The following is a 24,675-nucleotide window of genomic DNA, read 5'->3' as shown; positions in this document are numbered from 1 at the left end:
TCCGGCGCTTTCTCTGACTTTCACGGGCCCGACGGGAACTCCGTACGCTTGCAATTCGATTTTGCTTTCGCTATGACACCGATGTCATGACATCGGTGTCATAAGGCCGATGGATGAACGGGAGGAGCGTTTGGCGACCATCTATGATGTTGCCAGGAAGGCCGGCGTATCGCCGAAGACCGTGTCGCGCGTCATGAATGGAGACGCGCCGGTCAATGTGCGTACGCGCGACGCCGTCAAAGCTGCAATGGGCGAGCTCGGCTATGTGCCATCCCGCGCGGCGCGCGCCATGCGCTCCAACAAGACCGGCCTTGTCGGCCTGATCACCGGCGCCATCAGCACCAGCCCGTCATCGCCCGAATCCTCCGGCCTTCCGGACCTGATTATCGTGCAGGGGATCCAGCGGGTCCTCGCCGAAGCCGGCCTGACGCTGCTTATCTCGGATACCGGCGGCGATCCGGCGAAGATCGGCGAATTGACGCGCACCTTCGCGCAGCATCGCGTCGAGGGGCTGATCTACGTTGCCGATTACCACCGCGAAGTCGTCCTGCCGGACAGCGCGCGGGGCGAAACCATGATCCTCGTCAACTGCTTCGACAAGACGGGGACACCCTGCGTCCTCCCGGACGACCGGCTCGGTCAGCGCGCGCTGGTCGCGCGGCTGATCGAGGCCGGCCACCGCCGTATCGGGTTCCTGACGCTGCCGGAGGACCTCGTCGCTTGCGGTTTGCGCAATGCGGGCTATCGCGACGCGCTGGAGGAAGCCGGGATTGCCTATGATCCGGCACTGGTGGTCGCGGCCGGCCTGCATCACAGCGGACCGCGCGAAAACGTCCTGATCGGTGAGGCCATCGACCGGATGATGCAGTTGGAGGAGCCGCCGACGGTCCTGTGCTGTGGCAATGACCGCATGGCGCTGCAGGTCTACGGCATCCTGCGCAGCCGGGGCATCGCGGTCCCCGACGACATCTCAGTCGCCGGCTTTGACGACTACAAGCTTATTTCCGAAACGCTTTATCCGCCGCTCACGACGGCGGTGCTTCCCTATCAGGCAATGGGCGAGACGGCAGCGCGAATGCTGCTGCAGCGCCTGCGCACGGAGGGGCCGGTCGAACCGGATTCCCCGCCACTGATCAGCGGTCCGGTTGTCTGGCGCCAATCGGTCACCGTGAGAGACGAACGCGCCTCTGCGGGATGATTTCCCGTTTCTGTCACCGAGGAGGAGTACTCATGAGAAAGACATCCATTTTCGCCACCGCATTGCTCGCATCCGTGTCGCTGTCGCACGCGGCGCTCGCACAGACCGAATTGAGCATGTGGTATCACGGCGCCGGCAACGAGGTGGAATCGAAGCTGATCAACCAGATCGTCGACGACTTCAATGCCAGCCAGGAAGACTGGGAAGTCGTTCTGGAGAGCTTCCCGCAGGGATCCTACAACGACTCCATCGTCGCGGCGGCGCTGGCCGGCAACCTTCCCGACATCATCGATGTCGATGGGCCGATCATGCCGAACTGGGCTTGGTCCGGCTATATGCAGCCGCTTCCTATCGACGAGAGCGCAATCGCGGACTTCCTGCCGGGCACCAAGGGCTACTGGGACGGCAAGCTCTATTCCATCGGCCTTTGGGATGCCGCCGTGGCGCTCTATGCCCGCGAGTCGACCCTCGAAGAGCTTGGCCTGCGCCGTCCGACGCTGGACGAGCCTTGGACCGGCGATGAGTTCATGGCCGCGCTCAAGGCGGCCAAGGACAGCGGAAACTACAAGTTCGCCCTCGATCTCGGCATGAACGACCAGGGCGAATGGTATCCGTATGCCTTCGCGCCGTTCCTGTGGTCCTATGGCGGCGGCATCGTCGATCGCGAGACCTACCAGACCGCCGAGGGCGTGCTGAACGGCGATGCCGGACTGGCATTCGGCGAATGGTGGCAGTCGCTGTTCACAGAAGGCTATGCGCCCGGCACCAGCGAGGACCCGGCCGACCAGCAGCGCGGCTTCATCGAGGGCGATTTCGCCTTCCAGTGGAACGGCAACTGGCGCGCGGTGGCGACGCTCGACGAAGTCGATGACGTCGTCTTCCTGCCGGCGCCCGATTTCGGCGAGGGCAACAAGATCGGCGGCGGTTCCTGGCAGTTCGGCATCTCGGCGACCTCCGAACATGCGGACGGCGCGGCACAGTTCATCGAGTTCGCGCTGCAGGACGAGTATCTCGCCGCGTTCTCCGACGCGATCGGCCTGATCCCGTCCACGCCGAGCGCCGCCAAGATGACCAAGAACTACGCGGAGGGCGGACCGCTCGAAGCATTCTTCGCGCTTTCCGAGGAGCAGGCCGTCCTGCGTCCGGTGACGCCGGGCTACGTGGTTCAGTCCAAGGTCTTCACGAAGACGCTCGCGGACATCGCCAATGGCGCTGACGTGGCCGACACGCTGGATGCCGCCGTCGACGAGATCGACGCCGACATCGAGAAGAACAGCGGCTACGGCCACTAAGCCGATGCGATGGCGGGCCGCGTTTCCCACGCGGTCCGCCTGACTTTCAAGCGCGGAGGACGGTCATGGCATCGAAACTGACGACATCGAACCGCACGGGCTGGCTGTTCGCGCTGCCGGCGGTCGGTCTGATCGCGCTTTTCATCATCGTGCCGTTCTTCCTCGCCTTCGGATTTTCCCTGACGAACCAGCGGCTGATCTCGCCCAATCCGACCGAATATGTCGGCTTCGAGAACTATGAGAGCCTGCTCGGGCTTGCCGTGATCACGCTCGAACCGGAGCGCGATGACGGCGGCAATATCTTGCGCGACGAGGAAGGGCAGCCGGAGTATCCGCGCGTGCGCACCATCACGCGCAGCGACGACTATCCGCAGTATCGCGGCATGCGCGAATGGTTTCGATGGCAATCGGGCGACAATGCGCGGGTGGTGATCGCCGGCGACGTGATTTTCATGAAGGCGCTGGTCAACACGCTGACCTTCGTGTTCGTCGTGGCGCCCGTGCAGGGCGGGCTGGCGCTTTGCCTGGCACTGCTGATCAATCAGAAACTGCGTGGAATCAATGTCTTCCGAACGGTTTTTTTCATGCCGGTCGTGGTGTCGATCGTGGTCGTTTCGCTGCTTTGGCGCTTCATCTATGACGGCAATGACGGGCTGTTGAACAATATCCTGCAAGGGCTGACCTTCGGATTGTTCGAGCCGGTGGACTGGCTCGGCAACACCGACACGGCGCTGGGGTCGATCATCGCCATGTCGATCTGGCAGGCGGTCGGGTTCCACATGGTGATCTGGCTGTCCGGGCTTCAGACCATCTCGCCGACGCTCTACGAGGCGGCCGAGATCGAGGGCGCGTCGAAGTGGCAGGCATTCCGCTACGTGACATGGCCGGGGCTGCGCAACACGGCGGTTCTCGTGCTGATCGTCATCACCATGCAGTCCTTCGCGGTCTTTGCGCAGGTCGATGTGATGACCAATGGCGGTCCGCTCGATTCCACACAGACGCTGGTCTTCCAGGCCGTCGAACGCGGCTATGGCAAGCAGGACATTTCAGGCGGATCGACGATCTCGGTGATCCTGTTCCTGGTCGTTCTCGCCATCTCGCTGCTGCAGCGCTATCTGACGCGGGAGAAGGCGTAATGGCTATCGTTACACAGGACAATCACGGCCTGCGGCTGGCCGTGCGCTATCTGGTCCTGATCCTGGTCGCGCTCGTCTTCATGTTCCCGCTGGTGTTCATGCTGGTTTCGTCGCTCAAGCCGACGGCGCAACTTCTCAGCGACACCTCGTCGTTGCGCGCCTTCCTGCCGGTCGGCGACATCAGTCTCGAAAACTATGCGGCGGCCTTCCGGCGCGCGCCGATCGGCCTGTTCGTCTTCAATTCGATTTTCATCACCTTGGTGACCGTCTGCGCATCGCTGTTCTTGTGTTCGTTGGCGGCGTTCTCGTTCACCTATCTCAACTGGAAGGGGAACGGCATCGTCCTTTCGGTTATTCTGGCGACGCTGATCATTCCGTTCGAGACGATCGCCATTCCGCTTCTTTTGTGGGTGTCGCGGCTGCCATGGGTCGGCATGGAGGGGATCGAGTTCGGCTGGCTGAACACCTATCACGTGCAGATCGTGCCGTGGATCGCGGATGCGCTGACGGTCTTTCTCTTTGTGCAGTTTTTCAAGGACTTGCCGCGCGAACTGATCGAAGCGGCGCGTGCAGAGGGGGCGTCGTGGTGGCAAATCTATCGCCGTGTGGTGATGCCGCTGTCCGGCCCGGTGCTGGCGACCGCGGCGATCCTGAAATCGCTGAAGATGTATAACGAGCAATATTTGTGGCCGCTGATCGTCGTCCAGGACGAGGCGCACCGGCCGATCATGGTCGGGCTCGGCTATTTCTTCCAGCTCAACGTCGCCTGGGGCGAGGTGATGGCCTATCTCTCGGTGATCACCATACCGGTGCTGGCGTTCTATCTCGTCCTTCAACGCGCCTTTATCGCCTCGATCGCATCGACCGGCGTCAAGGGCTGACGCTTACCCGAAAGGAAACACGTTCAATCATGGTTTTGGCGCTCGACGACAAGTGGATCTGGGACAGCTGGTATGTTCGCGACGGCGATAGCTGGCACGCCTTCTTCCTGCAGGCGGACAAGGCGCTCGAAGACCCGGATTTGCGGCACTGGAATGTCAGCCAGGGCCATGCGACCAGCACGGACCTGTCGAACTGGTCGCATCTGGGCACCTGTTTCGCCCCGGCGGACAGGCCGGCCTGGGACGATTACACGACATGGACGGGCTCGGTCGTGCGCGACGATGAAGGGCTTTGGCACCTGTTCTACACCGGCACCTGTCATGCCGAGGACGGCCTGATCCAGCGCATCGGTCATGCTACGTCGCGGGATTTGCACAGCTGGAAACGGGTTGGCGACGGCCTGTGCCTCGACTTGGCCGGACCGACGGCGGAGGCCTATGAGGTCGATCACGCGCAGGGATTCTGGCACGACCGCGCGATGCGTGACCCGTGGGTGATGCGCGATCCGGCGGGAGACGGGTGGCTGATGTATTTCACCGCGCGCGCTCCCGGCATCGCGGAGCCGAATGGCGGTGGCGCGATCGGTTTCGCCACTTCGCCCGATCTCCATCAATGGACATTGCAGGAGCCGGTCTTCATCGGCGGTTTCGGCCAGTTGGAGGTGCCGGAGGTCTTCGAAAAGAATGGCCGGTGGTACTGCCTGTTCTGTACGGCGGCGGAGCATTTTTCCAAGGACCAGGCGGAGGCCACGCCGGGCGGTCCGGTCACGGGAACGCATTACCTGATAGCCGACGATCCGCGCGGGCCCTGGCGGATCGCGCCCGGCCCGTTTCTCGACGGCGCGCGGCCATGCCGGCGCTACGCCGCGCGAATCGTTCATACCGATACGGGCATGATGATCATGGGTTTTGCCGACCGCCCGGAGGGCAAGGGCTTCGTCGGCCATATCATGGATCCGGAGCCGGTCATCATCGACGAAGACGGATTGTTGAAAGTGGTCTCGCCGGCCGGTCCGGCGGCCTGAGGAGGAAGTCATGGCGGACGTATCGCTGAAACAGGTGCGCAAGAGCTACGGCAATGTCGAGGTCATCAAGGGCGTCGACATCGAGATCGAGGACGGCGAATTCGTCGTCTTCGTCGGGCCGTCGGGCTGCGGGAAATCGACCTTGCTGCGCATGATCGCCGGGCTGGAGGATATCACGTCGGGAACGCTGGAAATCGGCGGCCGGGTGGTCAACGACGTACAGCCGAAGGATCGCGGGATCGCGATGGTCTTCCAGACATACGCGATCTTTCCGCACATGTCGGTGCGCGAGAACGTCGCCTTCGGCCTGACCATCGCCGGCGCCTCGAAGGAAGAGAAGGATCGCAAGGCGCTGGAAGCGGCGCGCATTCTCCAGATGGAGCATCTGCTCGACCGCCGGCCGTCGCAATTGTCCGGTGGGCAACGCCAGCGCGTCGCCATCGGCCGTGCGATCGTGCGCGATCCCGAGGTCTTCCTGTTCGACGAACCGCTGTCCAATCTCGACGCCGCGCTGCGGATGGACATGCGTATGGAGATCGGCAAGCTGCACAAGCATTTGAGTGCCACGATGGTCTATGTCACGCATGACCAGGTCGAGGCGATGACGCTGGCGGACAAGATCGTTGTGCTGCGCGACGGGATCGTGCAGCAGATCGGCGCGCCGATGGATCTCTATCACAATCCGGCGAACCTCTTCGTTGCCGGTTTCATCGGCTCTCCCGCGATGAATTTCATGGATGTCGAGGTGCTGGACCAATCCGCCGATGGTGTGACCGTGAAGGCGCCGGCGCTCGATCCGGTCAAGCTGCCGGGGGTGGGCGAGGCCTTTACCGCCAATTCGAAAGCGAAGCTGGGGATTCGTCCGCAATACCTTTCCGTGGCGCCCGACACCCATGCGGGCGCACTGCACGGCAAGGTCGCGCTGGTGGAACGGCTGGGCACCGAAACCGTCGTCAATGTCGAACTGACGCGGGGCGGGCGCATCGTCGCGGCTTTGGCCGAAGACCGGCCGCTTGAACTGGGCACCGATATCGCGCTGGGTTTCGATCCGGGACAGGCGCATTTGTTCAATGAAACAAATACTTAAGCCAAGCGGTTCCGGCCGCGGGGCCATTGCATGAAGGCAATATTAACGCCTGTGTGATACGTGTTGGCGAGAGGGGTTCACCATGCGCAACCCAGCTTTACTGAATGCGCATAGTTTTTCCCGGAATTATGCTTGAAATGGCGATTTGAATGGCATAGGTGCCGGGGAGAACGATGACCTCCCATTCCCGAGCCGGTAGGAGATTGAAATGCTGACACGCGACGATCTTATCCGCGAATATCGCAACCGCAGTGGGAGTCTGCCTGCATTGGCCATCGTGTATCTCGCCATCGTTGGAACGATGGCCGGCACGGCAATGGCCATCATGTGATTTGCCGGCCGCCGAAGCGGCCGGATCAATCCCACTTTACCGAACGAATTCCGGCACCGCGGACGTCAAACGTCCGCGGCGTCTCCGATGTTGTCGACACCGCGCTCTTCGAGCAGGGTGGTCAGCCAGTTCGGGTCCATCTCCGGCACCGACGAGAGAAGCAGGTCGGTGTAAGGATGATGCGGCGGCGTGAACATCTCTTCCTTCGGCCCCTGTTCGACCACCTTGCCGTTCTGCATCACGACGACTTCGTCGGCGATTGAACGCACGGTCGCGAGATCGTGGGTGATGAACATATAGGCGAGGCCGAGTTCCTTCTGGAGCCTGTCGAGAAGCTTCAGGATGCCTTCCGCCACCAGCTGGTCGAGTGCGCTGGTCACCTCGTCGCAGATGATGAAATCCGGTTCGGCCGCAAGCGCCCGGGCTATGCCGATACGCTGTTTCTGGCCGCCCGAAAGTTCCGGCGGATAGCGGTTGTAGAACTTCGCGGGCTCGAGTTCGATCAGGTCGAGCAGTTCATCGACCCTCTGCTTGAGCGCCTGTCCCCTGAGACCTGAATAGAACTGCGCGGGCCGCCCGATGATCTCGTTGATCCGCACCTTGGGATTCAAGGCGGTATCGGCCATCTGGTAGATCATCTGCGCCTGGCGGAGCTGGTCGCGCTTGCGGTCCTGGTAGCGCGGCGGCAGCGGTTCGCCCTTGAACAGGACTTCGCCGCTCGACGGCGGAAGCAGGCCGGTAATCACGCGCGCGGTGGTCGATTTGCCCGAGCCGGATTCGCCGACGACGGCCACGGTCATGCCCGGATAGACGTCGAACGAGACATCGTCGAGAACCTTGACGCCGCCCGTATAGGCCGCATCGACATTCTTGACCGAAATGACCGGCAATGTGCCGTCGGTAGGGCGCGACTTCTGCGGCCGCTGGAAGCTGCGCACCGCCCACAGGCTCTTGGTGTAGTCTTCCTGCGGGTTGTCGAGCATCTGCTCCGTCGGAGCCTCCTCGACTTCCTCGCCGCGGAGCAGCACCTTGATCGTGTCGGCCATCTGCGCGACGACCGCCAGGTCGTGCGTGATGTAGATCGCCGCCGTGTTGAACTGGTCGACGATGTCGCGGATTGCGGCCAGAACCTCGATCTGCGTCGTCACGTCGAGCGCGGTCGTCGGCTCGTCGAAAATGATCAGGTCGGGCCGGCAGGCCATCGCCATGGCGGTCATCGCCCGCTGAAGCTGGCCGCCCGACACCTGGTGCGGGTAGCGGAAGCCGATTTCCTGCGGGTTGGGCAGACGCAGGCGCTCATAGAGCTCCATCGCGTCTTCCTGCGCTTCCATCCGTTTCTGGATCCGGTAGTGGACCGGCGCTTCGGTGTGCTGGTCGATGATCTTGTGCGCGGGGTTGAACGACGCGGCGGCCGACTGGGCCACATAAGCGATCCGGGAGCCGCGAAGGGCGCGCCTTTCCGACTCGGTCGCCGTTGTCAGTTCCATGCCGTCGAACTCGATGGAGCCGTCGGAGATCCGCGTGCCGTCACGGGCATAGCCCATGGCGGCAGCGCCGATCGTTGACTTGCCGGCACCGGATTCGCCGATCAGCCCCATCACTTCGCCGCGGTGCAGCGTCAGATCCACGCCCTTGATGATGGGTACCCAGGTCTCGTCCGAGTAGCCCTCGATTTTCAGGTCCCGGATCTCGAGAAGGACATCCTTGTCGGAAAATTTGGTCATCTTATTGCTCCTTCAGGCCAGAGGACCGGAACAGCATCCAGTCGACCACGAAGTTCACGGCGACCGTCAGCAAGGCGATCGCTGCCGCGGGGATCAGGGGTGTGATGTCGCCGAACGAGATCAGCGTCGCATTCTCGCGCACCATCGACCCCCAGTCGGCGGTCGGCGGCTGGATGCCGAGGCCGAGGAAGCTCAGACCGGCGATCAGCAGGAACACGAAGCAGAATTCTAGACCGAACTCGGCCACCAGAGGCGCCGTGGAATTCGGCAGGATTTCCCGTCGGATCAGGTACCAGTCTCCTTCACCGCGCAGCTTTGCCGCCTCGATGTAATCCATCACGACGATGTTGCCGGCGACGGCGCGGGTGAGGCGGAACACGCGGGGCGAGTAGATAACCGCCACGACGATCACGATCACACCGAGATTGGTGCCGAAGATCGACAGCATGAGCAGCGCGAAGATGAGCGAGGGAATCGACATGATGACGTCGGCGAGGCGGCCCATCAGCTGGTCGAACCAGCCGCCCTTGACCGCTGCCATCAGCCCGGCGAACGCGCCCATGAAGAAGGCGAGGAGCGTTGCAACGAGCGCGAGCCCGACGGAGTTTCGCGCGCCGTAAATGATACGGCTGAAGATATCGCGTCCAAGCTGGTCAGCGCCGAGAAGCATGTTCTCGTCCGGCGGTGCGAATGCCGAGGAGATGACCTCGGATTCGCCATGCGGCGCGATCCACGGGGCGAAGATGGCGGCGATCGCATAGGTGAAGATCACGAACATGCCGAACGAGGCGGTCAGCGGGGCCGTGCGAAGCTCCTTGGCCAGCGCCGGTTTCGAGATCAGGATCAGGAACTCCTTGAAGGCGTAGGACGTGCCCGCCGCCAGAGCCAGTGCGCCGGCGAAGGTGGTGACCGCGCGAAGTGCCGGAACGCCGCCGATGATGCCGATAATGAACGACACGAGCGTCAGCGAGAACAGAAGCATGAAGGCACCATGCTTCTTGTAGTAGGCCGCGAGGCAGGAGGCCGCGATCAGCGCAGCGTAGTATCCAATAACAAAAATGCTCATTTCGCCGCCCTCACTTCGGATGCCGCAGACGCGGGTTCGTCAGGATTGCCCCGACATCCGCCATAAGGTTCAAAAGAATGAACGTCGCCGCGAAAATCAGGCAGCAGGCCTGCACGATCGGGAAATCGCGCTTGGCGACCGCGTCGACCAGAAGCTGGCCGATCCCAGGATAGACGAACACGACTTCCACGAGCACGACACCCGTGATGAGATAGGCCAGGTTCAGCGCCACGACGTTGATAATGGGCGCCCAGGCGTTCGGCAGGGCGTGTCTGACGATAACCTTCCAGGGCGGCGTGCCCTTGAGCCGGGCCATCTCGATATAGGGTGACGCCAAAAGGTTGATGATCGCGGCACGGGTCATGCGCATCATGTGCGCGGTCACCACGAGCACGAGCGTGAGCGCCGGCAGGAACGTTCGGTGCAGAAGTTCGAAAAAGCCCATATCGCTCTTCAGACTGGCGAGAGCCGGGAACATGCCGGTCTTCACCGAGAGGTAGAGGATCAGGATGTAGCCGAGGAAGAACTCCGGCGACGAGATCGACGTCAGGGTCAGCACGTTCGCGACGCGATCGAAAAGCGTATTGCGAAGCAGGGCGACGACAACGCCGAGAACGATCGATATCGGAACGGCGATGGCCGCCGCGTAGGCGGCGAGGAACAGCGTGTTGATGAAACGTTCGCTGATGGCGGAGCTGACCCGGTCTCCGGAAACCAGGGAGACGCCGAAATCACCCTGAACAGCGCCGGCAAGCCAATCGAGGTAGCGCACGGGGGCAGGGCGGTCGAGGCCAAGCTGCTGGCGCATGGCGTTTACGGTTTCTTCCGTCGCGCCTTGTCCCAGAACCGCTTGCGCGATGTCTCCGGGCAAGAGTTCGACCGCGAAGAAGATCAGGATTGAAACGACCAAAAGCGTTAACAATCCCAGCCCCAGTCGCTTAAAGACCAGGCTAGTCAAATCCCCCATCTGTCCCTCCAGACATAATTTCCGGCTGAGTTTGCCGGTTATACTCTATTCGATCGCATGACGGACGGATAGCCGCCGCAATGCGTCTGCTCATGACCCTGCTGAAACTGTTTTCCCGGATCGGCCACAAGCGGGTCGGCCCGGCGCGTCGTCGCGCCGGGCCGTAGCTTGTCAGTCGTTGAACCACCAGCGGCTCGCCGCGCGCGCGCCGTCGCTTTCCCAGCTTGCCGCCAGGTTTTCCGGTGTTCCGACATTGGCGCGAGCGCCGTAGACGAAGTTGTTGAAGAACGGAATGATCGTGCCGCCGTCGTCGCGGGCCAGCATCGCCATTTCGCGGTACATCTCGGCACGCAGCGTGTCGTCAAGTTCCGACTTCGCCTGAAGCAGAAGCTCGTTGAAACGCTCGTTCTGCCAATGGGACTCGTTCCACGCGGCGTCGTCCTTGTAGGCCAGCGTGTACATCACGTCCGGCGTCGGGCGCGCGCCCCAGGAGACAAGGCAGAACGGCTTCTTGAGCCAGACATCGGAGTAGTATCCGTCGTTTGGCTCGCGCACCACATTGATGGTGATGCCCGCGGCCTTTGCCTGCTCGGCGTAAAGCACCGCCATGTCGACAGCGCCGGCGCTGACGCTGTCGGCTGTCGAAATGCTGACGGTGAGGCCTTCGGCGCCCGCCTTCTTGAGCAGCGACTTGGCCTGGTCCGGATCGTATTCACGCTGCGGAATGTCGTCGGGCCAGTAGGGCTGTGCCGGCGAATGGTGGAAGTCGTTGCCCTTCGTCGCGGCGCCGAACAGGATCTTCTCGATAATATCGTCGCGATCGATCGAAAGTTTCAGCGCGTTGCGGACGTCGACATTGTCGAAGGGCGCGGTGTCGCAGAACATCGGCATGGTGATCGCACCCGCGGACGGGACGTTGAGCACGTTGATGTTCGGATCACGCTGCAGCAGCGCCATCGTCTTCAGATCGACCTGCGACACGGAATCGACGTCGCCGGTGACGAGCGCGGTCTGGCGGGCGTTCGGATCGTTGAGCGTGATCATCTCGACCTTGTCGAAATACGCGCCTTCGCGATGCCAGCCGTCATGCCGGCTCAGGCTGAACTGTACGCCGAACTCGCCATTGTCGATCTTGTAGGGACCGGAGCCATCGCCCGATTTCCAGTCGATCGTGCCGTCGTCATTGGCCGGACAGATCGCCAGATGATAGTCGGTCATCAGCCACGGGAAGTCCGCATTGCCGCGGCTCAGCGCGACCTTGACGACATAGTCGCCGTCCTTGGTGATGTCGGTCACGTCGGTCAAAAGCGCTTTGGCCGCCGAAGTGGTATCGTCGCCGCGATGGTGGTTGAGCGAGGCGATGACATCGTCCGCCGTGACCTTCTTGCCGCTGTGGAAGCTGGCGTTCTCGGTCAGTTTGAAGGTCCACTCCGAAGCGTCTTCGGACGCTTCCCAGCTGTCGGCCAGATCCGGTCCGAGCGAGCCGTCGCCATTGATCATCGTCAGATAGGAACGATGGGTATGGGCGAGGAAGATCATGACGCGGGTCAGATAGGTGCCCGGGTCGTGGGTGTCGGAGGTGTTGCCGTCATGGATGCCCCAACGAAAAGTGCCGCCGCTCTTGGGTTGAGCTGCGGCACTGGTGGTCCAGAGGCCTGTCGCAGTCGACGCCGTAAGACCGGCGGCAACCGAATAATGCATGAAATCCCGGCGCGAAATTCGACCCTTGCGGGCTTCCTCGGCGATCCGGTCGATAAGATTCTGGTTCTTTTTCGACATGTGTTCTCCCTAAATCACATCGTATCTTTGGTCATAAACGTGTGGTTTCCCAATCAAGAGCGTCACCCGCTCACCGAATTGACGAAAGCCTGTTTACGACATGCATTTAGCAAAACACGAAGTCGGCGACTGATCCACCCCCAAAAGGCGGCGTTTTTCAATGGCATTTGCGACAAGGTATAAAAGTTGTTTTGAAGTGCTGTATGTAATTCTCCAGTGGTGAAACATGTAACTGTCTCGTAGTTCCAGAATTTGCTTCGCTTCAAGATACGCCGGAAAATTCCGGCTTTTCACGGTGTGCGGCGCCGATCTTCGTCGGAGGAGGCGACGCGAAAGGACGTGATTCCTGTGGCAAACGGTTCAGATGACAACGCAAATCTCGAATATGGTTCCGATCGATGGTGGAAATCGCGCGCGCGTCCCACCCGGATGGGTTGTGCCGGACTGGCTGGATGAAACCATTCCAATCGCGACAAGAATATTCTACCCTCCTGTCGCAGCGAGACAAAAGTCAGGCGGCACGCACATTTCGTGGCGGGCCGCCCGCATCTTTCGATCGCCGAAATCAGGGAGAAATCATGAACACGTCAAGCAATCCAACTCTCAAGCATGGGCCGACGCGCCGTACGGTGCTCGCCGGCGGCGTGGCACTCACCGGCCTTGCGGCCACGGGCCTCGGCATGCAGCCTGCGCGCGCCCAGAAACGCGGCGGCACGATCCGCGTCGCGAAGGGCCACGGGCAGAGCAACGACACGCTCGATCCGGGCACGTTTATCAACGGCTTCACGGTCGCGCTTTCCTACGGCATGCACGGCTTCCTGACGGGCGTCGGCACCGACGGCTCGGTCGAACCGTCTCTCGCCGAAAGCTGGGAAGCGAGCCCGGACGCGAAGTCGTGGAGCTTCAAGATCCGCAAGGGCGTCGTGTTTCATTCCGGCAAGCCGCTGACGCTCGAAGACGTCGTCGTTTCGATCAATCACCACCGCGGAGAGGATACGACGTCCGCGGCCGCACCGATCGTTGCGGGCATCACCGGCATCCGCACTGAGGGCGATGACACGGTCATCTTCGATCTCGAAAGCGGCAATGCCGACTTCCCCTTCGTCTTCACCGACTACCATCTCGCGATTCTTCCCGCGAAGGACGGCAAGGTGGACTGGCAGGCCAAGGATGGCTGCGGCCCCTACAAGCTGGTCGAGTTCAATCCGGGCGTCGTCGCGCGCTTCGAGCGCCATACCGAAGACTGGACCGACGAGCGCGGCTTCTTTGAAGCCGTCGAGATGCTCTCCATCGTCGACCTGAATGCGCGCACCACGGCGCTTGTTTCCGGAGACGTCCATTCCATCGACAAGCTCGATCTCAAGACGGTCGGTTTGCTCGGGCGCAAGCCGGGCATCGAGATCAATTCGGTGGCGGGACCGCAATATTACACCTTTGCCGCGCACACCAACACGGCGCCGTTCGACGACGTGAATGTGCGGATGGCGCTGAAGCATTCGATCAATCGCGAGGAAATCGTCGACAAGATCCTGTTCGGCCACGGCACCGTCGGCAACGACAACCCGATCGGACCGAGCTATCGCTTCCACAACCCGGATCTCCCGCAGATCGAGTTCGATCCGGACAAGGCGAAGTTCTACCTCAAGGAAGCCGGGCTCGACAGTCTCAGCGTGCGGCTTTCCGCGGCCGATGCCGCGTTCCCGGGCGCCGTGGATACGGCGGTCCTGTACCAGAACTCGGCCAAGTCGGCGGGCATCACCATCGATGTGAACCGCGTGCCGAATGACGGCTACTGGGCGGATATCTGGCTCAAGGACCCGTTCTGCGCGGTCTATTGGGGCGGTCGGCCGACCGAGGACCAGATCTTCTCCACGGCCTATGCCGACGGTGCGGCCTGGAACGAGACCAAGTGGTCCAACGATCGCTTCAACGAGCTTCTCGTGTCGGCGCGCGCCGAACTCGACGAGGACAAGCGCCGCGCGATGTATTACGAGATGCAGGAACTCGTCACGATGGATGGCGGGTCGATCCTGCCGATGTTCGCGAACTTCGTCTTCGCGAATTCGGACAAGATCGTGCATGGCGACATGGCGTCGAACTACGACGTTGATGGCGAGCGCTGGATGGAGCGCTGGTCCTTCGCCTAATGGCTTGCGCGCGGGGTCTTTGCGATCCCGCGCGCCTCTCTATCTGGCCACCACCGGTCCTCGGCGGCCGCCGCGGCGTTTCCTACTATTTTAATCGAGCCGGTAGGTTCTGACGGCGTTGTCGTGAAACAGCCTGGCCTTCTCGTCGGCCGAAAACCCCTCGACGATGCGCTTGAAGGCGTTCCAGATCGTCACATAGGAACAGGATTCCTTGTCGACGGGGAAATTGCTCTCGAACATGCAGCGTTCGGTGCCGAAGGTTTCGAGGCACCACAGGAAATAGGGTCGCATCGTTTCGGCGAGTTCGCCGGATGAGGGCGGAGCGGGGCGGGTGTGCCAGTCGAAACCTCCGATCGGCATGCCGAGGCCGCCGAGTTTCACCACCACGTTCGGGCATTCGGCCAGCCTGCTGATATAGTGTTTCCAGTAGTTGAAGACGCCTTCGCGCAAAGTCGCGAAGGCACCGACCCCGAGCGGCCCGCCGATATGGTTGAGGATGATGGTGGTGTCGGGGAAACTCCGCGCCAGATCGAGCAGGTCCGGCAGCTGGTGGTGATAGAGCCACGCCTCGTAGCTCAGGCCGTATCCGGCGAGACAGGCGAAACCGCGGCGAAAGTCTGCGTCCAGCAGCAGTCCGGGCGGGACCGGATTGCGATGCCACAACTCGCTATTGGTGTCCCAGGCGGCGATCTGACGGATGCCGCGAAAGCGCGTGGGGCTTGCCTCCAGATGCGCCTCGAGCAGCGCACGCACGGCTTCGCCCTGCCTGAATTCGGCGTATCCGACGATTCCGGCCACGATGGCCGAGCCGTCGATTGCGTGCCGCCGTTCGCTTTCTTTCGCAATTGCCTCGACAAACTCGGTCTCGCCGGCCGGACGCAGGTTTTCCGGCCCGCTATCCCGGTAATGCGACCCGCACTCGATGAAGACCGTCTTGGCGATATTGTGCCCGGACGCGGTGTCGCGCAGCAATTCGTCGAGCAGGTAGTGGGGATAGGCGTGGTTGTCGTCCGCGCGGTTCCACAGGTGATGGTGTGGATCGCAGATTGGCAGACCGGGGTCGATCGCCTCTTCCCGTGTCAGGGCAAGCCAGTCTTCGCCTTTGCCAGTCATGCCTCCTCCGCTCCGGACATCAGACATACCCCATCAGGCCGGGCAACCACAGGACGACTTCCGGCACGAAGACGGTAAGCAGGAGGACGAGGATCAGGAAGCCGACCCAGGGCAGGATGTCCTTCGACATGCGCTCGATGGAGACATTGGCGATGCCGCCGGTGATGTAGAGGGTCGGGCCGACCGGCGGGGTCAGGAGCCCGATCACCAGGTTGAGCACCACGACAAAGCCGAAATGGATGGGATGGAGGCCGTAGCTCATGGCGACCGGCTCGAAAATCGGCACGAGCATGATCATTGCCGGTATCGGCTCCAGGATCATTCCGATCGCGAGGAAGAACGCGGTCGCGCAAATCAGGAAAACCCATTTGTTCGAAGTGAATTCGAGGAACCAGTTCGCCACCGCATCCGGGATGCCAAGAACGGTCAGTTCGAAGGCGACGACGGTGGAGGTGCTCAGGATGAGGAAGACCACGCTCATCAGCACGGCCGTGTTGATGAAGGCAGGCACGAGGTCCGATATTTTGAGTTTGCGGGTCAGCAGGAAGCCGGCGAGGAAAACATAGAGGACGGCGATCGCCGCGGCCTCCGTCGCGGTGAATATGCCGCCGACGATGCCGCCGATCACGATGATCGGCATCAGCAGGATCGGAAGGCTGCGCAGGAAACTGCGGCGAAGTTCGGCGAAGCTGGTCTTCACCTCCGTCACCGGATGCTTGCGTCGGTGGCTGTAGATGCCGCTCATGACGAGTAGCCCGATCCCGATGATCAGGCCGGGAACGACGCCGGCGATGAATAGCCCGATGACAGAGACATTTCCGAGCAGCGCATAGAAGATCATCGGAATGCTCGGCGGAATGATCGGGCCGACGGTGGAAGACGCGCCGGTCAGGCAGGCCGCGAAGCTTGGATCCTTGTATTCGCGCGAGATCATCGGGATCATGATGCCTCCCGTCGCGCTCGCATCCGCCACGGCCGAGCCGCTGGTCCCGGAAAAGACCATGCTTCCCAGGACATTGACGTAACCCAGCGATCCGCGGAAGCGGCCGACCAGCAGATTGATGAATTTCAGCATCTCTTCCATGATCCCGGCCGGGCGCATCAGTTCGCCGGCGAGGATGAAGAGCGGGATCGCCAGCAACAGCGACGATTGCTGCGCGATGAAGAGTTTCTGCGCGAACACCATCGGCGGGAAGCCCTGGATGAAGATCATCACGAGGCTGGCCAGCCCGAGGCATACGGCGATCGGAATTCCGGCCATCAGGGTGATTGCGAATAGCCCGAGCATCAAAGCCATGGCGGGTCTCCGAGAGGGTTAAAGCGCCGGCGTTTCGCCGGGATGGTGCTGGATTTCATCGTCATCGCGCGGACCGGACCGGATCTGCAGCAGTATGATGCGGGCGACCTGTAGCATCATCAGGACACCGCTGACCGGGATCGCCATGTAGGGGATGCCCTTGCTGATGCGCAGGGCAGGGGTCTGCTGCGCCCAGTTGGAGATCGCGAGGTCCGCGCCGAAATAGGTCATGATCCCCAGAAAGACGATGACGACGATATTGTTCAGGATCGTGATCCGGTGGCGGTTGTTTCTGCCGAAGGCGCTGACCACGACGGTAAAGGCGACATGCGCCTTTTCGCGAAACGCGACGGCCGCGCCGAGGAATGACGCCCAGATCAGGGAATAGACGCTGAACTCTTCCGACCAGATGATCGAGAAGTTGATGACGTAGCGAAAGAAGACATTTGCAATGACGGTGACCGTGATCGCCGCCATGAGGATGACGATCAGACGCCGCGTCCATACATCGAAGACGTCGGCGAGGCCGACGATTGCCGTTGTCAGACTGCCCATAAATCCGTTCCGTTTTTCCGGCCGGAGGGCGTGATGTTGCCCCGACAACGGCCGCATTTCATCGACGCCGACTCAAAGGCCGGGCGTGAAGCCCGACCTTGAAGTCGCCGTGTACGAGATTGTTATCCCTTGAAAATCTCGTCGATGGAACGGTCCTGCATCTCGAGGATCTGTTTGACGAGCGCCGGGTCGGCCTCGCCTTCCTTCACATTGTTGTCCCAAACCGGCTTGGTCGCCTTGACGAAGAGATCCATTTCCTCGGCGGTCGGCGTGTAGCGCTCAATGCCTTTCTCGCCCATGATCTTCCAGGCCTCTTCGACCGCCTGGGTCGCCTGTTCGCGCTGCCAGGCGACGGTCTGGCGGCTGGCTTCGTCGATGACGTTCTGGAAGTCGGCCGGAAGGCCGTCATAGGCGTCCTTGTTCATGACGAGGTTGTTGTAGGTGTACATGTACTTGGTCTCGGTCGCGTATTTGAGAACCTCGTACTGGCCGGACGCCTGGATGAGATCGTCGGCATTGCCCGTGCCGTCGACGACGCCCTGCGCCAGCGACGGGATCACCTCGGCCCAGGACACCGGCGTCGGGTTGGCGCCCTGCGACTCGATGATCGCGATCTCGATCGGGCTGTAGGAGGTGCGGACCTTCTGACCCTTCATGTCGGCCGGCGTGTGAACCGGGCGGACATTGTTGAAGTAGTTGCGGAACCCGTAGTCGTGGACCTGCAGCAGCTTCAGACCGACCTTCTCGACCTCGCCGGAAATGTACTGGCCCGGCGCGCCGTCGATCGCGCGGTAGGTGTCTTCTTTCGTGAGGAAGATGTAGGGCAGTTCCGTCGCGCGAAAGGCACTGGTGAAGTTGGAGAAGTTGGTCGCGGCGCAGGTTGCGAACTCCCACAGACCGTTGACGCAGCCCTCCGTTCCCGGGACATCGACGCCGCCGAGCGACCCGCCGGCAAAGGGCTGGATTTCCATTTCGCCGTTGGTCATTTCCTTGACCAGATCCGGGAAATACGAAAACGCCGCGTCGGTCGAGTGCCAGCCACGCTTGGTGGAGATGCTCAGGCGCATCTTGATCTTCGGCGCCGACCACGCCCGCCGGGACGACGTGAGAACGCCGCCGCTGATGAGTGCTGCCGTGCAGAGCGTCGATGAGCCCTGCGTCAGGAAACGCCTGCGGCTGATGGACGACGCCGTTGCGGCACCGGTCTTCTTGCTATGCTTCATGGTTCAGTCTCCTCCCTGTCATGATGCGATACGGTTTGCGGCCCGTATTCGGCGGCGCAACCGTTTGATGATGTCGAGATACTTCGGTCTCCGGATCGGCTGTTCCCATCGCGAAACGATGCGTCGGGACGCATCGGCCATGGCGCTAGGATCGGGGCCTCATGCATGGCGCTGCCCGTCGTGACGATCACGAAGCGCCGTGCAGCAGAGCTCCTCTTTTCCTCAATGGTCGGCTGAAGGAACCTCCGGAAATGCAATCACTATGTCTTATATAAGATATAAATCTACAAGAATTGTCAACTCCCCAGCACCCGGTGTGAACCGACACATGCAAGCCGGTTTCGGCAGGAAAAAATCCATCGCCTTCATGGCCTCCGGCGGTGACGAAAAGCGGTGGTTTTCCAGTTCACGCGCGGTGTAGGCTGCATTGGCCGGTTTGCGATCTGGAGGAGGTTCGATGGTTGGCCAGGCAATTTCCGTTGACGAATATGACTTCGTTGTCGTCGGTGCGGGGTCGGCGGGGTGCGTGCTGGCCAACCGGCTGAGCGCCGATCCGGCCAACAAGGTGCTGCTGCTGGAAGCAGGCGGTTCCGACAACCGTTTCTGGGTTCATGTGCCTGTGGGCTATCTCTATTGCATGGGCAATCCCGCCACCGACTGGTGCTACAAGACGCAGCCGGAAGACGGGTTGAACGGGCGCGCGCTGAATTATCCGCGCGGCAAGCTGCTCGGTGGCTGCTCGTCGATCAACGGCATGATCTACATGCGCGGCCAGGCGCGCGACTACGACCAGTGGCGGCAAATGGGCAATACGGGCTGGGGCTGGGACGACGTGCTGCCCTGGTTCCGCAAGTCCGAACGTCACTACGGCCCGGCCGACGATTTCCATGGTGTCGACGGCGAAATGCGGGTCGAGAAGCAGCGCCTGAACTGGCCGATTCTGGAAGCCGTTTGCGATGCGGCCGAGGAGATCGGAATCGCGCGGACCGAGGATTTCAACAGGGGTGACAATGAAGGGGCCGGCTATTTCCCGGTGACCCAAAAGGGCGGCGTGCGCTGGAACGCGCGCAAGGCGTTTCTCGAACCGGCGCGCAAACGCCCCAATCTGCGCGTCGAAACGAATGCGCATGTCGAGCGGCTGGTCCTCGACGGCAGGCGGGTGAGCGGTCTCGTCTTCTCGCAGAATGGCGAAACGAAGCGGATCGCGGTCCGGCGCGAAGTCGTCATGGCCGCCGGCGCGATCGGAACGCCGCAGATATTGCAGCTTTCGGGACTTGGCCCCGCCGACGTGCTGAGGCAGCACGGAATTGAGGTTGTTCACGAATTGCCGGGCGTCGGCGAAAACCTGCAGGATCATCTGCAGATTCGCACCATCTTCCGGATTTCGGGCGCCCGGACACTCAACGAGATGTCGCAGAGCCGGTTCGGGCAGGCGCGGATCGGGCTCGAATACCTGCTCAGGCGTTCCGGGCCGATGGCGATGGCGCCGAGCCAGCTCGGCATCTTCACGAAATCCGATCCGTCCTTCGAAACGGCGAACATAGAATATCACGTCCAGCCACTGTCGCTCGACACGTTCGGAGAACCCCTGCATGCCTTCCCGGCGATCACCGTCTCGGTGTGCAATCTGCGGCCGGAAAGCCGCGGGACATGCCATGTCGCGAGCGCGGATTTCCGCGAAGCGCCGGCGATCAAGCCCAATTACCTGTCGACGCAGACGGACCGCCGCGTGGCGGCCGATTCCATTCGCCATGCCCGCCAACTGATGGCGACCCGTCGCATGGCCACCTACGCGCCGTCGGAGATCAAACCGGGGGCCGCGATATCCAGTGACGAGGATCTGGCGAGAGCCGCGGGCGACATCGCCACGACGATCTTCCACCCGGTCGGAACCGCCAGGATGGGATCCGATCCAATGGCCGTTGTCGATGACCGGCTAAGGGTTCACGGGATCGCGGGACTGCGCGTCGCGGATGCATCGATCATGCCGACCATCGTCTCCGGCAACACGCATGCGCCGGTGACGATGATCGCCGAAAAGGCCGCGGACATGATCCTCGATTGAGGGGGCGAGCGGAAAACAGCGCTTCGCCCAAGCGATTCTCGCTCTGTCTACGAGGCTGACATGTGCCTGAGCTGCTAGAGACGCAATTTCGGGTGCCGGTTGACGTCCTTGTAGAGGAGGTAGCGGAATGGTCCCGTGCCGCCGGCATAGCAGGCCTGCGGGCAGAAGGCGCGCAGCCACATGAAGTCTCCGGCCTCCACCTCGACCCAGTCCCGGTTGAGCTTGTAGACGGCCTTTCCCTCCAGCACATAGAGGCCGTGCTCCATGACATGGGTTTCCTCGAAGGGGATCACGCCGCCGGGGCGAATGGTGACGATATTGACGTGCATATCGTGGCGCAGATCCTCCGGATCGACGAAGCGCGTGGTTCCCCATGCGCCCTTCGCACCCGGCATCGGATCGACCTCGATATCCTTGTCGTTGGCGACGAAAGGTTCCGGCGCGTCCAGCCCCTCGACCGCTTCATAGGACTTCCTGATCCAGTGAAAGTTGACGGGTTCGCTGCCCCGGTTGACCACGCTCCAGCGGCATCCGGCGGGCAGGTAGGCGTAACCGCCGCCGGTCAATGCGTGCTCCTGTCCCTCGATCGTGAGGGACAGTTCCCCATCGAGAACGAACAGCACCGCCTCGGCACCGGGATCGGGTTCCGGCGTCTTGCTTCCGCCACCCGGCTGCGTCTGAACCAGATATTGCGCGAAGGTCTCGGCGAAGCCGCTGAGCGGGCGCGCGAGAATCCAGACCTCGGTCTTGTCCCAGAACGGCAGTTTGCTTGTCACGATGCTGCTCATGACGCCGCGCGGGATGACGGCATAGGCATCCGAAAAGACCGCGCGTCCGGTCATCAATGCGGATTGCGGCGGCAGGCCGCCATCCGGTGCGCGATATAGTCTCTCTTCGGCCATCTGATGTGTTTCCAGTTTGTTTTGTTTTTGTCAGGGGCGTTGCCGGCGCATCGTCGTCGCGGCCGGTCCGGCTTTCCGCTCGGTGTGGCGGGTACGGGGCCGTGGACTATGCGGGCGCGGTAACCCGTTCTCCGCTATAGGTTTCAGGCGTTCGGCACAAGCCGGGCAAGCACCTCGCGACGTGCGTCGTCGACGGGCGCGGGCCTGCGGGTCGCGGCATCGACATAGACATGGACGAAGAAACCTTCCGCCGAGGCCGTGTCTTCGTCATTGCGGAAAAGGCCTATTTCGTAGCGCACGGAACTCGTGCCGAGCCGCGCGACGCGGATGCCCGCCGTCACGATGTCGGGAAACGCCATCTCCGCGAAATAACGGCAGCCGGTTTCGACGACCAGGCCGATCGTCTCGCCGGCATGCGGATCGAGTACGCCGTTTTCGATCAGCCAGCCATTCACCGCCGTGTCGAACAGCGAGTAGTGAACCACATTGTTCATGTGGCCATACATGTCGTTGTCCATCCAGCGGGTGTGGATGGTGCGGAATTCCCGGTAGTCGCCGCGCGTGGATGGGGTCGGGCGGTCGCTCATCACCATGCCGCCTTGTAGATCGTGAGCGCGTCCGCCTCGGACAGTTCGCGCGGATTGTTGACCAACAGGCGCTGCTGCAGCATCGCATCGGCGGCCATCCTGGGCAGCGCATCCTCCGGTATCGAAACCTCGCGCAGACGCGTCTGCATGCCGAGCCGTTTCGACAGGCCGGCAAGTTCCTCGATGAAATCGGCGCACAGCGCCTGGTCGCCCGTCTCCCGTTCCAGATGCGGAAAGGCGTCATGGGCGATCTCGGCATAGAGCGACGCGGCGGCGGGTGCGTTGAAGCGCAGCACATGCGGCAGCACAAGCGCGTTGGACAGGCCGTGCGGAACATGGAACGTGCCGCCGATCGGATAGGCCAGCGCATGGACGGCGGCGACCGGCGAATTTGCGAAGGCCTGACCGGCGAGCATCGAGCCGAGAAGCATCGCGCCGCGCGCTTCGACATTGCCGCCGGTCGATACCGCCGTTTCGATGTTTGCGCCGAGTAGGCGCAGCGCCTCGCGGGCCAGAAGCTTCGACAGCGGATTGTTGTTGGCGCTCTTCGAGGCATAGGCCTCGATGGCGTGGACCATGGCGTCGACGCCCGTTGCCGCGGTAATCGCGGGCGGCAGACCGAGGGTCAGGTCGGCGTCGAGCACGGCGATGTCGGGCAGGATGACGGGCGAGGAGACGCCACGTTTTTCCTCCGCGCCGACGGTGATGATGGAGACCGGCGTGACCTCCGATCCGGTGCCGGCAGTGGTCGGCACGAGCACCAGCGGCAGGCGAGGGCCCTTCGCATTGCCGACGCCCCATGCGCCGTCGATATCTTCGCCCGAGCCGAGCAGGAGGGCGGATAGCTTGGCGATGTCGAGCGACGAGCCGCCGCCGAAACCGACAACGCCCGTGACGCCATTCTCGCGACCCGCCTCGACAGCGTCCATGAGTGTCGCGAGGCTCGGATCAGCTTCCACTTGGTCAAAGACCGTCACCGCGATGCCGGCTTTCTCGAGCGAGGCGATGGCGGGATCACAAAGGCCGAGGCCGCGCAAACCGGGATCGGTGACGAACAGGCATGTCCTGCCGACAAGGCTCCCGGCGATTTGAGCCAGTTCCGCCGCCGCGCCGGGCCGGAAGACGATCGATTTCGTCGTGTTGAAAATGAAAGGTTCCATGGGCTTCCCGCCGTGCTTGACCCGCCATCGACCGCGGCGGTTTCAGGGCCATGTTTTACGAAGGGGAACGGGTGAGCGGCAAGAAAAAGCTTCCGGGCTTTCTCCGGGCGGGAAATCCGCTAGTTTCCCCGCAACACTCAAATTGGAGGAGATCGGCATGAAAGCCAGGACGATCGTCATCGAGGAAACCGGCGGACCGGAGAAGCTGAAACTCGTCGAGCGGGAACTGGGCGAGCCGGGGCCCGGCGAAATCCTGATCACGCATACGGCCTGCGGGGTCAACTTCATCGACGTCTATCATCGCACCGGGCTTTACCCGATGGAGTTACCGGCGGCGATCGGCATGGAGGGCGCGGGCACGGTCGAGGCCGTGGGCGCGGGTGTGGAGCATCTCAAGCCCGGCGACCGCGCCGCCTATGCCGCACAACCGCCCGGCGCCTATTGCGACGCGCGCATCATGCCCGCATCGCATGTTTGCCCGCTTCCCGATGGCGTCACCTTCGAGGATGCCGCCGCGCTGATGTTGAAGGGGATGACGGTGGAGTACATGTTCCACCGCACGACGCCGCTTTCCGCCGGCGACACGGTACTGTTCCACGCGGCTGCCGGCGGGGTCGGCACGATTGCCTGCCAGTGGGCGAAATCGGAAGGGATCACGCTGATCGGCACTGCGGGCTCGGAGGAGAAATGCCGGATGGCGCTCGAAAACGGCGCGAGCCACTGCATCAACTACCGCACCGAGGATTTCAAGGAACGGGTGCGCGAACTGACCGGCGGGCGTGGTGTCGATGTCGTCATGGACGGCGTCGGGAAGGATACGTTCACCGATTCGCTCGACTGCCTGCGGCCGCTCGGCATGATGATCTCGTTCGGCAACGCGTCCGGACCGGTACCGCCGGTCAGCCTGCTCGATCTCGCCGCGAAGGGATCGCTGAAGCTCACCCGGTCGACGCTTTTCACACACATCGCCGACGCCGATACATGCCAGGCGATGGCGCGCCATGTCTTCGACAAGGTGGTCGCCGGCGACATCCATGTCCGGGTCGATCAGCGTTTCCCGCTCGAGCAGGCAGGCGACGCGCACCGCGCGCTCGAAGCCAGGAAGACGACGGGATCGACGATCCTCGAACCCTGAGCCGG

Annotated in this window: 21 protein-coding genes; 10 read left to right on the top strand and 11 right to left on the bottom strand. The window is 62.3% G+C overall.

Translation table 11 applies throughout. The features are described 5' to 3' along the window. The first annotated feature begins 130 nt into the window (after window positions 1-130). From LC343_RS02805 to LC343_RS25085, 7 genes are all read left to right on the top strand, one after another. A complete protein-coding gene (locus LC343_RS02805) occupies window positions 131-1,198 on the top strand; it encodes a LacI family DNA-binding transcriptional regulator (protein ID WP_223475570.1) in 1,068 nt (355 codons plus the stop codon). Between the two features lie 32 nt (window positions 1,199-1,230). Beyond that, window positions 1,231-2,490 carry an ABC transporter substrate-binding protein gene (locus LC343_RS02800; protein ID WP_223475569.1) on the top strand — a complete coding sequence of 420 codons (1,260 nt, stop codon included), beginning with the start codon at window positions 1,231-1,233 and terminating at the stop codon, window positions 2,488-2,490. Window positions 2,491-2,555: 65 nt separating this feature from the next. Beyond that, a complete protein-coding gene (locus tag LC343_RS02795) occupies window positions 2,556-3,626 on the top strand; it encodes a carbohydrate ABC transporter permease (RefSeq protein WP_223475568.1) in 1,071 nt (356 codons plus the stop codon). Next, complete coding sequence (locus LC343_RS02790) at window positions 3,626-4,507, top strand: carbohydrate ABC transporter permease (protein ID WP_223475567.1); 882 nt, start codon at window positions 3,626-3,628, stop codon at window positions 4,505-4,507. The genes LC343_RS02795 and LC343_RS02790 overlap by 1 nt, the downstream gene beginning before the upstream one ends. Window positions 4,508-4,536: 29 nt before the next feature. Then, window positions 4,537-5,532 carry a glycoside hydrolase family protein gene (locus tag LC343_RS02785; RefSeq protein WP_223475566.1) on the top strand — a complete coding sequence of 332 codons (996 nt, stop codon included), beginning with the start codon at window positions 4,537-4,539 and terminating at the stop codon, window positions 5,530-5,532. A 10-nt stretch (window positions 5,533-5,542) separates the two neighbouring features. Then, window positions 5,543-6,619 carry an ABC transporter ATP-binding protein gene (locus LC343_RS02780; protein ID WP_223475565.1) on the top strand — a complete coding sequence of 359 codons (1,077 nt, stop codon included), beginning with the start codon at window positions 5,543-5,545 and terminating at the stop codon, window positions 6,617-6,619. A 208-nt stretch (window positions 6,620-6,827) separates the two neighbouring features. Next, entirely contained in the window at window positions 6,828-6,950 is a 123-nt protein-coding gene (locus LC343_RS25085; protein ID WP_274384718.1) for a hypothetical protein, read from the top strand. Window positions 6,951-7,015: 65 nt separating this feature from the next. Here LC343_RS25085 and LC343_RS02775 read toward each other — a convergent pair whose 3' ends face one another. The 4 genes from LC343_RS02775 to LC343_RS02760 all read right to left on the bottom strand — a co-directional run bounded on the left by LC343_RS02775 (window position 7,016) and on the right by LC343_RS02760 (window position 12,486). Next, window positions 7,016-8,674 carry an ABC transporter ATP-binding protein gene (locus tag LC343_RS02775; protein WP_223475564.1) on the bottom strand — a complete coding sequence of 553 codons (1,659 nt, stop codon included), beginning with the start codon at window positions 8,672-8,674 and terminating at the stop codon, window positions 7,016-7,018. 1 nt (window position 8,675) lies between these two features. Further along, a complete protein-coding gene (locus LC343_RS02770) occupies window positions 8,676-9,740 on the bottom strand; it encodes an ABC transporter permease (protein WP_274384717.1) in 1,065 nt (354 codons plus the stop codon). Window positions 9,741-9,750: 10 nt separating this feature from the next. Beyond that, entirely contained in the window at window positions 9,751-10,707 is a 957-nt protein-coding gene (locus tag LC343_RS02765) for an ABC transporter permease (RefSeq protein WP_223475563.1), read from the bottom strand. 171 nt (window positions 10,708-10,878) lie between these two features. Beyond that, a complete protein-coding gene (locus tag LC343_RS02760) occupies window positions 10,879-12,486 on the bottom strand; it encodes an ABC transporter substrate-binding protein (protein WP_223475562.1) in 1,608 nt (535 codons plus the stop codon). A 578-nt stretch (window positions 12,487-13,064) separates the two neighbouring features. Here LC343_RS02760 and LC343_RS02755 point away from each other — a divergent pair. Next, window positions 13,065-14,633, top strand: coding sequence for an ABC transporter substrate-binding protein (locus LC343_RS02755; protein WP_223475561.1), 1,569 nt, complete (start codon window positions 13,065-13,067; stop codon window positions 14,631-14,633). A 90-nt stretch (window positions 14,634-14,723) separates the two neighbouring features. On the opposite strand, the gene LC343_RS02750 is transcribed toward LC343_RS02755, so the two are convergent. From LC343_RS02750 to LC343_RS02735, 4 genes are all read right to left on the bottom strand, one after another. After that, window positions 14,724-15,746: an amidohydrolase family protein gene (locus LC343_RS02750; RefSeq protein WP_223475560.1), complete on the bottom strand. Its 1,023-nt coding sequence runs from the start codon at window positions 15,744-15,746 to the stop codon at window positions 14,724-14,726. 19 nt (window positions 15,747-15,765) lie between these two features. Next, window positions 15,766-17,043 (bottom strand): TRAP transporter large permease, encoded by a 1,278-nt coding sequence (locus LC343_RS02745; RefSeq protein WP_223475559.1) that lies wholly within the window; start codon window positions 17,041-17,043, stop codon window positions 15,766-15,768. A gap of 18 nt (window positions 17,044-17,061) precedes the next feature. Next, entirely contained in the window at window positions 17,062-17,598 is a 537-nt protein-coding gene (locus LC343_RS02740) for a TRAP transporter small permease (protein ID WP_223475558.1), read from the bottom strand. 122 nt (window positions 17,599-17,720) lie between these two features. Next, window positions 17,721-18,821 (bottom strand): TRAP transporter substrate-binding protein, encoded by a 1,101-nt coding sequence (locus LC343_RS02735; RefSeq protein WP_223475557.1) that lies wholly within the window; start codon window positions 18,819-18,821, stop codon window positions 17,721-17,723. A gap of 457 nt (window positions 18,822-19,278) precedes the next feature. On the opposite strand from LC343_RS02735, the gene LC343_RS02730 reads away from it, so the two are divergent. Continuing rightward, window positions 19,279-20,886, top strand: a complete 1,608-nt coding sequence (locus tag LC343_RS02730; protein WP_223475556.1) for a GMC family oxidoreductase — start codon at window positions 19,279-19,281, stop codon at window positions 20,884-20,886. 74 nt (window positions 20,887-20,960) lie between these two features. Here LC343_RS02730 and LC343_RS02725 read toward each other — a convergent pair whose 3' ends face one another. From LC343_RS02725 to LC343_RS02715, 3 genes are all read right to left on the bottom strand, one after another. Beyond that, window positions 20,961-21,788, bottom strand: coding sequence for a bifunctional allantoicase/(S)-ureidoglycine aminohydrolase (locus LC343_RS02725; RefSeq protein WP_223475555.1), 828 nt, complete (start codon window positions 21,786-21,788; stop codon window positions 20,961-20,963). A 143-nt stretch (window positions 21,789-21,931) separates the two neighbouring features. Then, window positions 21,932-22,375 carry an acyl-CoA thioesterase gene (locus LC343_RS02720; protein WP_223475554.1) on the bottom strand — a complete coding sequence of 148 codons (444 nt, stop codon included), beginning with the start codon at window positions 22,373-22,375 and terminating at the stop codon, window positions 21,932-21,934. Beyond that, the gene (locus LC343_RS02715; RefSeq protein WP_223475553.1) at window positions 22,375-23,535 is read right to left on the bottom strand and encodes an iron-containing alcohol dehydrogenase; all 1,161 of its coding nucleotides are present in this window, start codon (window positions 23,533-23,535) and stop codon (window positions 22,375-22,377) included. Before LC343_RS02715 ends, LC343_RS02720 begins: the two co-directional genes overlap by 1 nt. Window positions 23,536-23,692: 157 nt before the next feature. Between LC343_RS02715 and LC343_RS02710 the strand changes: the two genes are divergently transcribed. Further along, on the top strand, window positions 23,693-24,670 hold the full coding sequence (locus tag LC343_RS02710; RefSeq protein ID WP_223475552.1) for a quinone oxidoreductase family protein: 978 nt from the start codon (window positions 23,693-23,695) through the stop codon (window positions 24,668-24,670). The last annotated feature ends 5 nt before the right edge of the window (window positions 24,671-24,675 follow it).

Source organism: Oricola indica (assembly GCF_019966595.1).
GTDB classification, from domain to species: Bacteria; Pseudomonadota; Alphaproteobacteria; order Rhizobiales; family Rhizobiaceae; genus Oricola; species Oricola indica.
Note: the sequence above shows the minus strand (reverse complement) of the source record. Positions and strands in the feature narration are given on the sequence as shown.